Origin of the sequence: Streptomyces graminilatus (genome assembly GCF_001418565.1) — a bacterium.
Taxonomy (GTDB): domain Bacteria; phylum Actinomycetota; class Actinomycetes; order Streptomycetales; family Streptomycetaceae; genus Streptomyces; species Streptomyces graminilatus.
The window spans coordinates 1-12,270 of record NZ_LIQQ01000610.1 but is presented as its reverse complement, the minus strand read 5'-3'; the positions used below and the strand labels follow the sequence as shown (position 1 = coordinate 12,270).

9 protein-coding genes and 2 tRNA genes are annotated in these 12,270 nt (G+C 71.7%); 3 read left to right on the top strand and 8 right to left on the bottom strand.

Annotated features, from left to right (window positions below):
• Nucleotides 1-83: 83 nt before the first annotated feature.
• On the top strand, nucleotides 84-593 hold the full coding sequence (locus tag AOK08_RS48580) for a MarR family winged helix-turn-helix transcriptional regulator (RefSeq protein ID WP_055534607.1): 510 nt from the start codon (nucleotides 84-86) through the stop codon (nucleotides 591-593).
• Between the two features lie 83 nt (nucleotides 594-676).
• On the opposite strand, the gene AOK08_RS38040 is transcribed toward AOK08_RS48580, so the two are convergent.
• The 3 genes from AOK08_RS38040 to AOK08_RS38030 form a co-directional block, all read right to left on the bottom strand.
• Nucleotides 677-1,360: a class I SAM-dependent methyltransferase gene (locus tag AOK08_RS38040; protein WP_055534605.1), complete on the bottom strand. Its 684-nt coding sequence runs from the start codon at nucleotides 1,358-1,360 to the stop codon at nucleotides 677-679.
• Nucleotides 1,361-1,506: 146 nt separating this feature from the next.
• Nucleotides 1,507-1,579, bottom strand: a tRNA-Arg gene (locus AOK08_RS38035).
• A 227-nt stretch (nucleotides 1,580-1,806) separates the two neighbouring features.
• A tRNA-Ser gene (locus AOK08_RS38030) sits at nucleotides 1,807-1,897 on the bottom strand.
• 244 nt (nucleotides 1,898-2,141) lie between these two features.
• On the opposite strand from AOK08_RS38030, the gene AOK08_RS38025 reads away from it, so the two are divergent.
• Both AOK08_RS38025 and AOK08_RS38020 read left to right on the top strand, forming a co-directional pair.
• Nucleotides 2,142-2,717 carry an SSI family serine proteinase inhibitor gene (locus AOK08_RS38025; RefSeq protein WP_241827271.1) on the top strand — a complete coding sequence of 192 codons (576 nt, stop codon included), beginning with the start codon at nucleotides 2,142-2,144 and terminating at the stop codon, nucleotides 2,715-2,717.
• A gap of 225 nt (nucleotides 2,718-2,942) precedes the next feature.
• Nucleotides 2,943-7,526, top strand: coding sequence for a PAS domain-containing protein (locus tag AOK08_RS38020; RefSeq protein WP_079054514.1), 4,584 nt, complete (start codon nucleotides 2,943-2,945; stop codon nucleotides 7,524-7,526).
• Nucleotides 7,527-7,603: 77 nt separating this feature from the next.
• On the opposite strand, the gene AOK08_RS38015 is transcribed toward AOK08_RS38020, so the two are convergent.
• The 5 genes from AOK08_RS38015 to AOK08_RS37995 form a co-directional block, all read right to left on the bottom strand.
• A complete protein-coding gene (locus AOK08_RS38015; RefSeq protein ID WP_055534602.1) occupies nucleotides 7,604-9,280 on the bottom strand; it encodes a long-chain fatty acid--CoA ligase in 1,677 nt (558 codons plus the stop codon).
• A gap of 156 nt (nucleotides 9,281-9,436) precedes the next feature.
• Nucleotides 9,437-10,018: a SigE family RNA polymerase sigma factor gene (locus AOK08_RS38010; RefSeq protein ID WP_079054513.1), complete on the bottom strand. Its 582-nt coding sequence runs from the start codon at nucleotides 10,016-10,018 to the stop codon at nucleotides 9,437-9,439.
• Nucleotides 10,019-10,243: 225 nt separating this feature from the next.
• Nucleotides 10,244-11,410, bottom strand: coding sequence for a lipid-transfer protein (locus AOK08_RS38005; protein ID WP_055534600.1), 1,167 nt, complete (start codon nucleotides 11,408-11,410; stop codon nucleotides 10,244-10,246).
• On the bottom strand, nucleotides 11,407-11,865 hold the full coding sequence (locus AOK08_RS38000) for a MaoC family dehydratase (RefSeq protein WP_055534598.1): 459 nt from the start codon (nucleotides 11,863-11,865) through the stop codon (nucleotides 11,407-11,409). Before AOK08_RS38000 ends, AOK08_RS38005 begins: the two co-directional genes overlap by 4 nt.
• On the bottom strand, nucleotides 11,862-12,270 hold a 409-nt coding region (locus AOK08_RS37995; RefSeq protein ID WP_198539514.1), incomplete at its 5' end, for a Zn-ribbon domain-containing OB-fold protein. The genes AOK08_RS38000 and AOK08_RS37995, both read right to left, overlap by 4 nt.

Genomic DNA, 12,270 nt, shown 5'->3' with positions numbered 1-12,270 from the left:
ACAAGCCTCCGAGTAAAATAAAGAATCCCTCACACGGTAAGCAGTTTACCCACAAAACCTCTCACGAGCTAAGGCAATTCCCGATGCAAGGCACGCCCGACACTCCCGGGGCACAGGGCGGCGGGACCCGCCCGCCCGCGACCCCCGCCCAGATGCTCAAGGAGATGGACCACACCATCGCGACGCACCTGGTCAGCCAGCAGGAGATGGCGCGCCGCCTCAACCTGAACGTCACCGACCTCACCTGCTTCGCCTTCGTCATGGAGGCCGGCGAGGATCTGCTCACGGCCGGCGACCTGGCCGAGCGCGCCCACGTGACGACGGGCGCCGTCACCGGAGTCCTCAACCGCCTCGAACGCGCGGGCTACATCACCCGCCGCCCCGACCCCAGCGACCGCCGCCGGATCCGCGTAGCCGCCGAACCGACAGCCATCGCCCGCACCCACGCCCTCTACGGCCCCTACTACGCCCGCCTGAACACCCTCATCGCCGACTACACCCCCGCCGAAATCGCCGTACTGGCCGACTGGTTCACACGCCAGGGCCAACTGGCCCGGGAGTACATGGAGGAGATCTGCGGCACGGACGCGTAAGGGAACCGACAGGTCGGGAGACATCGCCCGCACCAACAAGGGCCTCATGAACGCCGAGCGAGCACGGCCTGATGGCGCCCCGGTCAACTCCCCGTCGGCTGCCGCCACACCAGCGTGTACCGCCAGAAGAGCCGCCGCCGCACCCGGCACCCGGGCAGCACGCGCCGAGCCTCCCGCACCACCTCGGCGAACCCCATCTCCGGCGCCCGCGTACGGGCGGTCATGGCAACCGGCCGCACCGCGCGCCGCCCCCGGTTCTTCACCCAGGCCATGACGACGTTCGCCGGCAAGGCGACGATCCCCAGCAGATGATCGACGCAGCTCTCGGCCCGCGCCACACCCACCACGACAAGCGTCCCGCCGGGCGCCAGTTGCCGCCGGAAACTGACGAGCGCGTCGGCGAACGGAAGGTGATGGATGACGGCCACGCAAGTGACGACGTCGTACGAACCGTCGACCCCGTCAGCCGGCCCGGTCATCGCGTCCACGACCGAGAAGGTGACCGGGGCGCCCGGAAAGCCGGCTTCCCGGGCCCGCGCCTTCTCGACGATCCCGGGGTCGGAGTCGATACCGAGCACGGAGGACGCACTCCGCCGGGCCAGCAGCCGCGCCAGGTCACCGCTGCCGCAACCGACGTCCAGAACACGGCCGTACCGCCGTGGCAACTGCCGCATGATCCACGGGTGGTAGTGGGCGTTGTGGTCCCAGGGACGGCTCGCATGGAACCGCTCCAGCGCACGCAGAACAGACGGCGACAAGATCGTCATCCCACCATCCTGCCGTCCGCCCCGAAGAAACCGAGCCGCCCCGGTCATAACCTTGCCCCGAAGGCGGGTCCGCCATCGGATGCGTTGATGTCGTCCGCATACGCCAAAGGCCCCGCCGGTTCGCCCGGCGGGGCCTTTGAACTATGTGCACTCGGCAGGATTCGAACCTGCAACCTTCTGATCCGTAGTCAGATGCTCTATCCGTTAAGCTACGAGTGCTTGTGTGTTCTGTTGTGTTTGCTCTTCCTTCCGGTTTTTTTCGACCCGGTCGGCGTTGCGGGAACAACATTACATGACTGGCGGCGTGAGGTGAAATCCGTTTGACGCACCCTGCCTGACCTGCGGAAACGACTGTTCCGGGGCTGCTGAGCCAGCTATCTGCCGGACCATCCACCCGGGAACGACCGAAGCCCCGGTCAGTCATGACCAGGGCTTCGGGTGAGGTGCGGAGGCGGAGGGATTTGAACCCTCGATGGGATGTAAGTCCCAAACCGCATTAGCAGTGCGGCGCCATAGACCGGACTAGGCGACGCCTCCAGCACAACCTCCCGCGCGAGCGCGAGTGGTGCGTGCAGATGATGACACAGACGAGCGCGGTGTCACCAATCGCCTCCCACGGTACTAGGCAGGCGGGGCGCAGGGCAAAGCCGTTTCGCCTGCCAGTCCCAGTGGCGTCGGCCGGCCAGAGCCTCTCGCCTTCCCCGCCACCCGCCGCCCGCTCGCCCGCTCGCCCGCTCGCCCGCCGCCGCAACGTCCTTCGGCGTCAGGCGTTAGTCCGGTCATGGTCAACGTCAAGGTCGAGGTCATCCCTCGCTCCCCGGTTTCCCTTTCTCCCGGCGCCCGTGCCGGTGGCGCCCTCCGGCGGCTCGTCTTCGCCGCCACCGCCGGTGTCTCCATCGCCGCGGCCTCCTTCTCCGCCGCGCCCTCGGCCGCGTACGCCGACGCGGGTCCCCAGACGCGCCCCCTCCCGCCCCTCACGCCCGTACTGCCCGTCGCGCCCTTCGCGACCCACCTCATGCCCTTGGGGCGTGCCTCCGATCACCTCACCGTCACCGTCAGCGGTACCGGTGGGCGTGCGGATGGGCTGTTCGAGTTGGCCTGTCATCCCGGGGGCGGGAGTCACCCCGACGTCGACGGAGCCTGCGGGTCGCTCGACCGGGGCGCGCGGTGGGGAAAGGACCCGTTCGCCCCCGTACCCCCCGACAGCGTCTGCACGATGATGTACGGCGGTCCGGCGACCGCACACGTGACCGGGACCTGGGCCGGGCGTCCCGTCGATGCCACGTTCGACCGCAGCAACGGGTGCCAGATGGACCGGTGGGACCGGCTCGTACCGCTGCTGCCCGATCTTCGCTGAACCCCTTGTTCCCGCTCGCGCCGCGGTCGCGGGAGTTCCCTAGCGCATGAGCGGTGCGAAAGGCGCCGTCACAGCCTCTCTGTCACTTCGTCGTGCGACCTCCCTCTCATCCGGCGTCGCGGGCGCAACCACTGCCCTTAGACTCCCTCGCGTGACACGTTGCGGGCCGGTAGGCAAGATGGCGTCCGCGGTAGGCAAGGTGCGGTAACAGGGAGGAAGCGTCTCGTGAGCAGCAGGCCATCCCGAGGCGCTGCTCGCCTCGCAGCAATACTCGACGCGTTGCCTGATGCGTTGGTGCTGGTCAACGCCAATGGGACCGTCGTCAACGCCAATACGATCGCCCTCGCGGCCTTCGAGACGCCCGGCACCGCCCTCGTCGGGCGCGGGCTGCTCGATCTGCTGCCGGAGTTCGACTCGCGGCTGATCCCCGGTTCCATGCGCCGCCCCGACTCCATGGACCCGCACGGGCAGACCAAGCCGACCCGGATGATCGCCCGGCGGACGGACGGCAGCGAGTTCCCCGTCGAGGTCACCAGCGCCAACCTGGAGAACGGCCAGCAGGCGTACGACAGCTACGGCTACACCAATGACGAGCTGCTCATGCTCGTCGTACGCGATCTGTCCGGCACCGTCGACACCGAGGCCGAACTCGCGCGTTCGCAGCGGCAGACCGAGATGATCCTGCGTGCCGCCGCCGAAGGTGTCGTCGGGACGGACACCGAGGGGCGGGTCGTTCTCGTCAACCCGGCGGCCGCTCAGATACTCGGTTACCGGGCCAGCGATCTCGGCGGGCGCGAGCTGCACACCCTCGTCCTGCACTCGCGCGCCGACGGCGAGCCCTTCCCGTACGGCGAGTCGCCGCTCGCCGACACCCTGCGGTCCGGGCGCAAGCACCGGGTGCGCGGGCAGGTGCTGTGGTCCAAGAGCGGGGACAAGGTCTCCGTCGATCTGACGACCGCGCCCGTCCGGGACGGCGACCAGCTCGTCGGCGCTGTAATGACCTTCACCGACCGGCGCCCGTACGACTCCCTCGCCGAGGAGAAGGACGCCGCCGACAAGCTGCACGAGGAGGAGCTGGAGCGGGTCGCCGAGGAGCACGCCTCCGAGCTCACCGCCCTGCGCCAGCAGCACGTCACCGAGATCGAGCAGTTGCGCGAGGAGCACGAGGAGGAACTCGCCGCGGGTGAGGACCGGTACGCGGCACTCGCCGAGCGCGAGAAGGACCGGTACGAGGCTCTGGCCGGCCGGCAGGAGCAGTTGCTCGTGCTGCTGGGACGTTCGCTGCGCGGGCCTCTCGACGAGCTGCGCCGCGAACTGGCCACCCTCGCCGCCGACGACGCCGGGCAACTGTGGCCCGAGGCCAACCAGGTGCTGCACCACCTCTCGGCCGGTTACTCGCGCATCACCACACTGGTCGACAACGTCCTCTCCTACCAGCGGCTCGACACCGGCGCCGACTCCATCACCCGTACGAAGGTGATGCTCGACGCGGTCGTCGCCGCCGGTGTCGACGGGGCCGTCGAACTGATCGGGCCGGGGCGCGTCCAGTTCGCCGTGCACGCGCCGCCCATAGAGGCCGAGGTCGACCCGCAGCGCCTCGCCACCGCCCTCGCGCACCTCATCGCGGATGTCGCGGGCGTCGATCCGACCGGCAACTCGCCCGCCTCCGCCGGCGGTTACATGGACAACACGGTCGTCGTGGCCGCAGCGCAGCGCGGTGAGGTCGTACGGATCGAGGTGCGCGGGCCGTACACCGGGGGAGACCCGGTGCACGAGCCGATCGTGCGCGGGATCGTGCGCGCCCACGGCGGCGTGCTCCAGACGCACGAGGTGCCGGGCATGAGCGGCAGCGCGTACGTCCTTGAGGTGCCCATCGGGGGCGGGGCGGGCTCAGTGGCGGCCGAGGCCGAGGCTGAGGCCGACATCGAGGCCGAGGGCGAGGTCGAGGGCGCGCAGTCGGGTGTCGGCGCCGAGCTTGCCCTGCCCGAACAGGCGCCGGACGGCAGCGACAGCAACGGCAACGGTGGTGTCAGCGGGCGGCGGCGGGCGCGACGGTCGTCCGTGGACGCCTTCCTGGAGGCCGACCTTCCGGAAGTGGCCGCCGAGGCCGACGAGGTCGCGTCCGTCGGCTCCTCCGGCAACGAGGCGGTCGCGCCCACCGGGCGGCGCCGGAGGCGGGCGGCCGAGGAGGCCGCCGCCGTGGCTTCGTTGCCCGCTCCCCAGGCCCAGTCTCAGGCCCCGCAGGCTCAGCCCCAGGCGCAGGGGCAGCCCTCGGCCGAGGGTGACGGCGGTACGGGGCGTCGGCGTGGGCGGCCCAGCCCGGTCGACGCGGGCGTCGCGAACGGTGGCGAGGGTGTCTCCACCGGCGCCGTCGTGATGGCGGGCGAGCACGGCGCGGGCACGGCCGCCGTGGGCACCGGCCTGGGCGGGACGGTGCCGCCCCAGGGGGTGCCGGGCGGGCCGGGTGCTCCTGGCCGGCGCGGCGGAGGTGAGCAGCACGCGTTGCCGCCCGCCCTGCCCGCGGCTCCTTCCGGGGCCGCCGGTGCGGAGGACGCCGCCGACGACGCGGACGGGCAGCCCACGGGACGTCGGCGCCGGGCCCTTGCGGCAGCCGCCGAGCGAGCCGCGGCGCCGGAGCCGGGTCCCCGTCCGGTGTTCGCCCTGCCGCCCGCCGAGGCGGACCGGACGGACGAAAGCGCCGTCGCGGTGCCCGCCATGGTGCCCACTGGACCTGGCGCCGACGCGAACGGCGGCGAACGGTTCGACGACGGTGGCCGTCATGACGGGCTCATGCACGACGCCGACGAGGACCACACCCCGCCGCAGCCTCATCCGACCTCGGCTCCGACCGGCCGCCGCCGCGCGCGCCAGGCCCCGGAGCAGCCGACGGCCGTGCCTCCGGGCGGGATTCCCGGCCAGGCGGTTCCCGTGCAGGCCGCTCCCGTTGCTGCCGGCGCTCCCGTGCAGGTGACGGCCGCCCAGGCCACCGCCGGTCCGCAGGGCGGCGTACCCGGACAGGCCATGCCCGGAGAAGCTGTTCCCGCCGGGCAGATCGCGCAAGTCGCACAGGCCGTGCCCGGGCAGGCGGTACCCGCGCAAGGGCTTCCGGCGCAGCCTGCGCTCGGACAGGCGGTCGCGCAGCCCGTCCCCGGTCAGCCTCTCCCCGGTCAGCCCGTCCCGGCACAGGGTGTCCAGGGCATCCAGGGCCAAGGCGTCCTGGGTGGGCAGGTGCCCCAACAGGCCCCGCAGCAGGCCCCCCAGCCCGTTCCCCAACCCGTTCTCCAGGCCCAGGCCCAGCAGGTCCCGGCGCAGGGTACGGCGCCCCAGGCCGCCCTCGCCCAGGGGCTCGCCCCCGGACAGGCGATCCCCGCCCAGCCCCAGCCCTGGCCCCCGGCCGACGACGAAACCCCGGACGCCGGCACCGCCGTAGTGCCGCACCCGAACAACCCGGCCGTCGCTCCCGTGCCCCAGGCGGCAGCCGCCCCGCTGCCTCCCGAGCAGGTCGCGCAGCCCCGGCTCGGGCAGGCGCCGCCCGTCGAGGCAGCGGCGGCGGCCGTCGACCCGAACTCGACGCAGGGGCGGTCGATCAGCGTGCGGACGCTCGGGCAGGGCGTGCCGTTCAGCCGACAGGCGGCGCAGGTCCAGACACCGGGTCAGCCGCAGGCGGCGACGCCCGCGCACGGCACCAACAGCTCGAACGGATCCGGTCGTCGCCGCAAGCTCGGTACGCGCCCCGAGCCCGCCGGCCAGCCTGAACCGACGGGTCTCCCGCACCCGCAGCCGGGCCAGGCCGCCACGCCCCCGGCAGCCCAGGCCGCGCCTGCCGCACCCGTCCCCGCTCAGCCCTCCCTCGCCGGACAAGCGCCGCTCGCCCAGGCACCGTTGCCCGCGCAGCCCTCGCTCGCCGGGCAGACACAGCTCGCCCCGGGCAATCCACGGCTGCCCGGGTTCACCGAGGGGGCGGGGCGCTCGTACGCCATAGGAGCACCGGACGAGAACGCCGCCGAGGGGCCCGAGCCGCTCGACGGGCCCGGCGGTGCCGTCGAGGTCTCCGACCAGCCGCAGCCGCGGCCCATGGACGACGAGCTGCCGCCGGAACCGCTGGACAACCCGCGCCGGCTGCTGGTGTGGCCCGCGCCGGACGTCACGACGCAGCAGGCGCTCAGCGACCGCGGGTACCGGCCCGTCATCGTGCACTCGCGCGAGGAGGTCAACGCCCAGATCGCGGCCTTCCCGGCGGCATTGTTCGTCGATCCGCTGACCGGGCCGATCACCCGGACCGCCCTCCAGTCGCTGCGCCAGGCCGCCGTGGCCGCCGAGGTTCCGGTGCTGGTGACGGCCGGACTCGGACAGGCGACCCGCGAGGCGGCGTACGGCGCCGATCCGGCCGTACTCCTCAAGGCGCTGGCCCCCCGCGACAGCGAGCAGCATCCGCCGCGGGTGCTGCTCGTCGAGGAGCACGCGGAGATCGCGCTCGCGCTGACGGCGACCCTGGAGCGGCGCGGGATGCAGGTGGCGCGGGCGGCGAGCGACGCCGACGCGGTCACGCTGGCCTCGCAGTTGCGGCCGAACCTGGTGGTCATGGACCTGCTTCAGGTACGGCGCCGCAGGGCCGGAATCGTGGACTGGCTGCGGGCGAACGGGCAGTTGAACCGCACTCCGCTGGTCGTCTACACGGCCGCCGTCGACCAGGCCGACCTGCCGAGGCTCGCCTCGGGCGAGACCGTGCTGTTCCTCGCCGAACGGTCCACCAGCGACGAGGTGCAGAGCCGGATCGTCGATCTGCTGGCGCGCATCGGCACCAACTAGGACACTTCCTGGGCGAAATCGGGAATTCGGGGCAATGTTTCACGTGAAACATTGCCCCGCCGCCCGTATGTCAGAACTCAGAGCGTGGTGACGTCCAGCTCGCCCTCCGCGTACTGCTTGCGCAGGACCTTCTTGTCGAACTTGCCGACGCTGGTCTTCGGTACCGACTCGATGATCGTCCAGCGCTCCGGGAGCTGCCATTTGGCGATCTTGCCCTCGTCGGCGAGGAAGGCGCGCAGGGACGCGAAGTCGGCGGTGGAGCCCTCCGACAGGACGACCGTGGCCAGCGGGCGTTCGCCCCACTTGTCGTCGGGAACGGCCACGACGGCCGCCTCCATGACGTCCGGGTGGGCCATGAGGGCGTTCTCCAGGTCGACGGAGGAGATCCACTCCCCACCGGACTTGATGACGTCCTTGGCGCGGTCGGTGAGCGTCAGGAAGCCGTCGGGGCTGATGGTGCCCACGTCACCCGTCTTGAGCCAGCCGTCCTCGCTGAACTTGTCGGCGGGGCGCAGGGGTTCGCCGCCGGAGCCGTTGTAGTAGGAGCCCGCGATCCACGGGCCGCGCACCTCGAGCTCGCCCGCCGACTCGCCGTCCCAGGGGAGCCGTTCGCCGCCGGGGCCGCTCAGCCGGGCCTGGACGCTCGCCGGGAAGCGGCCCTGTGTGAGGCGGTACGCGAACTCCGCGTCCGTGCCCACCGCGTGGGCCGGCGGCCGGGCGATCGTGCCGAGCGGGGAGGTCTCCGTCATGCCCCAGGCGTGGCAGACGCGCATGCCCAGCTTGTCGAAGGCCGCCATGAGGGCGGGCGGGCAGGCGGAGCCGCCGATGGTGACCTGGCCGAGGGACGAGACGTCCCGGGGGCGTGCGGTCAGCTCGCCGAGCAGGCCCTGCCAGATGGTGGGGACGGCGGCGGCGTGCGTCGGCCGTACCTTCTCGATCATCTCGGCGAGCGGGGCGGGCTGCAGGAACCGGTCCGGCATCAGCATGTTGACGCCGGTCATGAAGGTCGCGTGGGGCAGACCCCAGGCGTTCACATGGAACTGGGGCACGACGATCAGGGAGGTGTCCTGGTCGGTCAGGCCCATGGACTGGGCCATGTTGACCTGGAAGGAGTGCAGGTAGATGGAGCGGTGGCTGAACACCACGCCCTTGGGGTCGCCCGTCGTCCCGGAGGTGTAGCACATGGCGGCGCCCGTGCGTTCGTCCAGCTCGGGCCAGTCGTAGCCGGTCGGCTTCCCCGCGATGAGGTCCTCGTAGTCGTGGACCTGGACGTGCGACCCGGCGAGGGCGGAAGGGTCGCCGGGGCCGGAGATCACGACGTGCTCGACCGTCTTGAGGTGCGGGAGCAGCGGGGCGAGCAGCGGCACCAGCGAGCCGTTCGCGATGATCACCTTGTCGGCGGCGTGGTTGACGACCCAGGCCAACTGCTCCGGAGGCAGACGCAGGTTGAGGGTGTGGAGGACCGCGCCCATGGAGGGGATCGCGAAGTAGGCCTCGACATGCTCGGGGTTGTTCCACATCAGCGTCCCGACGCGGTCGTCGCCGGTGACTCCGAGGTCGTCGCGCAGGGCGTGTGCGAGCTGTGCGGACCGGGCCCCGATCTCGGCGAAGGAACGGCGGCGGGGTTCGGCCTCGCCGGTCCAGGTGATGACCTGCGAGTCGCCGTGGATCGTCGACCCATGGGTCAGGATCCTTGAGATCAGCAGCGGTACGTCCTGCATGGTGCTCAGCACGGCGTCCTCCCGGGGCTTCATTGCCTACTCGGTGGTAAATGTTGTGCTGATTCTGCGCACATACCGAGCGGTACGTCACTAGGAGAAGGTGATCGATCAGATCACGTCGTGCCTCAGGAACTATCGGACGCCACCAGGGGTTCCCCTCGGGGAACCAACGGGCGGGCCCGGCGGACGCTAGCGGGCGGGCACCAGCTCAGGGTCCTCGCGCAGCTTGCCCAGGGCCCGGGAGACGGCCGACTTGACCGTGCCCACCGACACCCCGAGCACCTCGGCCGTCTGGACCTCGCTCAGGTCCTCGTAGTACCGCAGCACCACCATCGCCCGCTGCCGCGCGGGCAGTTTCATGATCGCGCGCCACATCGCGTCGTGCAGCACCTGATGGTCCGCCGGGTCGCCGACCGGCGCCCCCTCGGGCTCGGGCAGCTCGTCGCAGGTGAACTCCTCGACCTTCCGCTTCCGCCACTGCGAGGTCCGCGTGTTCAGCAGCGCCCGGCGGACATAGCCGTCCAGCGCGCGGTGGTCCTCGATCCGCTCCCACGCGACGTACGTCTTGGTGAGCGCCGTCTGCAACAGGTCCTCCGCGTCGCTCGGATTCGCGGTGAGCGACCGGGCGGTACGCAGCAGCACCGGCCGGCGGGCCCTCACGTACGACGAGAACGACGGGTACGTGGGGTACGAGGTGCGGGGCGCGAACGACAGGGTCCGCGTCGCCGGCGTAGCCGCGTTCGAAGCGCTCGTGCAGACGATTGTGGTCATGGCTCCACGCTAGGTTCGCCCCCTACTCGGGCGGATCGCCCGCAGGTCCCGAAGCCGCGTCCGCCTCAGGTTGTAGAAAGGGGGCTGCCCCGACCTCCTGAAGGTGGAGGCAGGGTGCGGGGCTATGAGGGTTCGACCCTGAGACGTCGTACGGCGGTGGTACGGAGGCCACTCCTCCGGTACGAGTGACAACCCCGGGCACGGCGGCCGGGCAGGTGCGCCCGCTCACCCGGCGGCCGCCAGCACCAGCCCCGAGGTCGGCACCCCCGTACCCGCCGTGACCAGCGCTCTTTCCGCGCCCGGCACCTGGTTGACGGAGGTTCCGCGAAGCTGTCGTACGGCCTCCGCGATGCCGTTCATGCCGTGCAGATAGGCCTCCCCGAGCTGACCCCCGTGCGTGTTCAGAGGGAGCCCCCCGGCCGCGACGAAATCCGCCGCCTCACCCGGGGCGCAGAAACCGAACTCCTCCAACTGCATCAGCACGAACGGCGTGAAGTGGTCGTACAGGACGGCGACGTCGATATCGGCCGGGCCCACCCCTGCGGTCCGCCACAACTGCCGGGCCACCACTCCCATCTCGGGGAGCCCGGTGAGGTCGTCGCGGTAGAAGCTGGTCATCTGCTCCTGGGCGCGGCCGGCGCCCTGGGCAGCCGCGGCGACGACGACGGACGGCTGCCGCAGCTCGCGCGCGCGTTCGGCAGAGGTGACGACGACCGCCTGGCCGCCGTCGGTCTCCTGGCAGCAGTCCAGCAGCCGGAGCGGCTCGGCGATCCAGCGCGAGGCGGCGTGGTCGGCGAGGGTGATGGGCCGGCCGTGGAACCAGGCGGCGGGGTTCGTCGCCGCGTACTTCCGCCCGCTGACGGCGACCTGCCCGAACACCTCCGCCGACAACCCGTACGCGTACAGGTACCGCTGCGCCGCCATCGCCACCCAGGAGGCGGGCGTGAGCAGCCCGAACGGCAGCGCCCAGCCGAGCGCGGCCCCCTCCGCCGACGGCTCCCGCCGCTGCACCCCCGACCCGAACCGCCGCCCCGACCGCTCGTTGAACGCCCGGTAGCAGACGACGACCTCCGCCACCCCGGCCGCGACGGCGAGCGCGGCCTGCTGCACGGTCGCGCAGGCGGCGCCCCCGCCGTAGTGGACCCGCGAGAAGAAGGACAGCTCCCCGATCCCGGCGGCCTGCGCGACGGTGATCTCCGGGCTGGTGTCCATGGTGAACGTGACCATGCCGTCCACATCGGCGGGCGTCAGCCCGGCGTCGTCGAGCGCGGCCCGCACCGCCTCCACGGCCAGCCGCAGCTCGCTGCGCCCCGAGTCCTTGGAGAACTCGGTGGCCCCGATACCGGCGATGGCCGCACGGCCGCCGAGGTCGTCACGCGCGTGCAGGGTCACGGGGTGCCTCCCGGCGTCGAGGGGAGTACGGGAGATACGGGAGACACTGGATATAAAGGTGACATTAGGGACACGGGGGACACGGAGACGGTGACCGTCGCGGACACGTGCCGGCCGATCCCGTTCGCCCCGAGGACGCGTACGACGGCGGTGTCACCGTCGACCTCCTCGATGCGGCCGGTCAGCACCATGGTGTCGCCGGGGTAGTTGGGGGCGCCGAGGCGGATGGCGAGCCCGCGCAGGACGGCTGTGGGGCCCAGGCAGTCGGTGACGTACCGTCCGACCAGCCCGTTCGTGGTGAGGATGTTCATGAAGATGTCGGGGGACCCCTTCGCCCGCGCCGACTCGGCGTCGTGGTGCACGTCCTGGAAGTCCCGGGACGCGATCGCCCCGGCGACGATCAGCGTGCGCGTGACCGCGATCTCCAGCGGCGGCAGTTCGTCCCCGGCCCTCATCCGCCCACCTCCACGGGAAGGTCGCCCCGGAACACCGGAAGCGCCGGCTGCCCGTCCTCGTACCGTACGAATTCCAGCCGCACCGGCATCCCGATCCGCACCTTGTCGTACGGCACGCCCACCACGTTGCTGATGATCCGCACGCCCTCCGCGAGCTCGATCAGGCCCACCGCGTAGGGCGGGTCGAAGGCCGGGAAGGGCGGGTGGTGCAGGACGACGTACGAGAAGACGGTGCCCTCGCCGGATGCCTCGACGGTGTCCCACTCGCCGCCGCCGCAGGCGTTGCACCCCGGCAGCCAGGGGAAACGGAGGGTACGGCACCCGGTGCAGCGCTGGATGAGGAGCTGGCGCCTGTCGACACCGTCCCAGAATCCGGCGTTGTCGCGGTTGACGACAGGGCGGGGG

Excerpts from the sequence above, each read along its gene's own strand:
- AOK08_RS38025 (WP_241827271.1), top strand. The coding sequence starts at position 2,142 with ATGGTCAACGTCAAGGTCGAGGTCATCCCTCGCTCCCCGGTTTCCCTT.
- AOK08_RS48580 (WP_055534607.1), top strand. The coding sequence starts at position 84 with ATGCAAGGCACGCCCGACACTCCCGGGGCACAGGGCGGCGGGACCCGC.
- AOK08_RS38040 (WP_055534605.1), bottom strand. The coding sequence starts at position 1,360 with ATGACGATCTTGTCGCCGTCTGTTCTGCGTGCGCTGGAGCGGTTCCAT.
- AOK08_RS38010 (WP_079054513.1), bottom strand. The coding sequence starts at position 10,018 with ATGACCACAATCGTCTGCACGAGCGCTTCGAACGCGGCTACGCCGGCG.
- AOK08_RS38015 (WP_055534602.1), bottom strand. The coding sequence starts at position 9,280 with ATGAAGCCCCGGGAGGACGCCGTGCTGAGCACCATGCAGGACGTACCG.
- AOK08_RS38000 (WP_055534598.1), bottom strand. The coding sequence starts at position 11,865 with ATGAGGGCCGGGGACGAACTGCCGCCGCTGGAGATCGCGGTCACGCGC.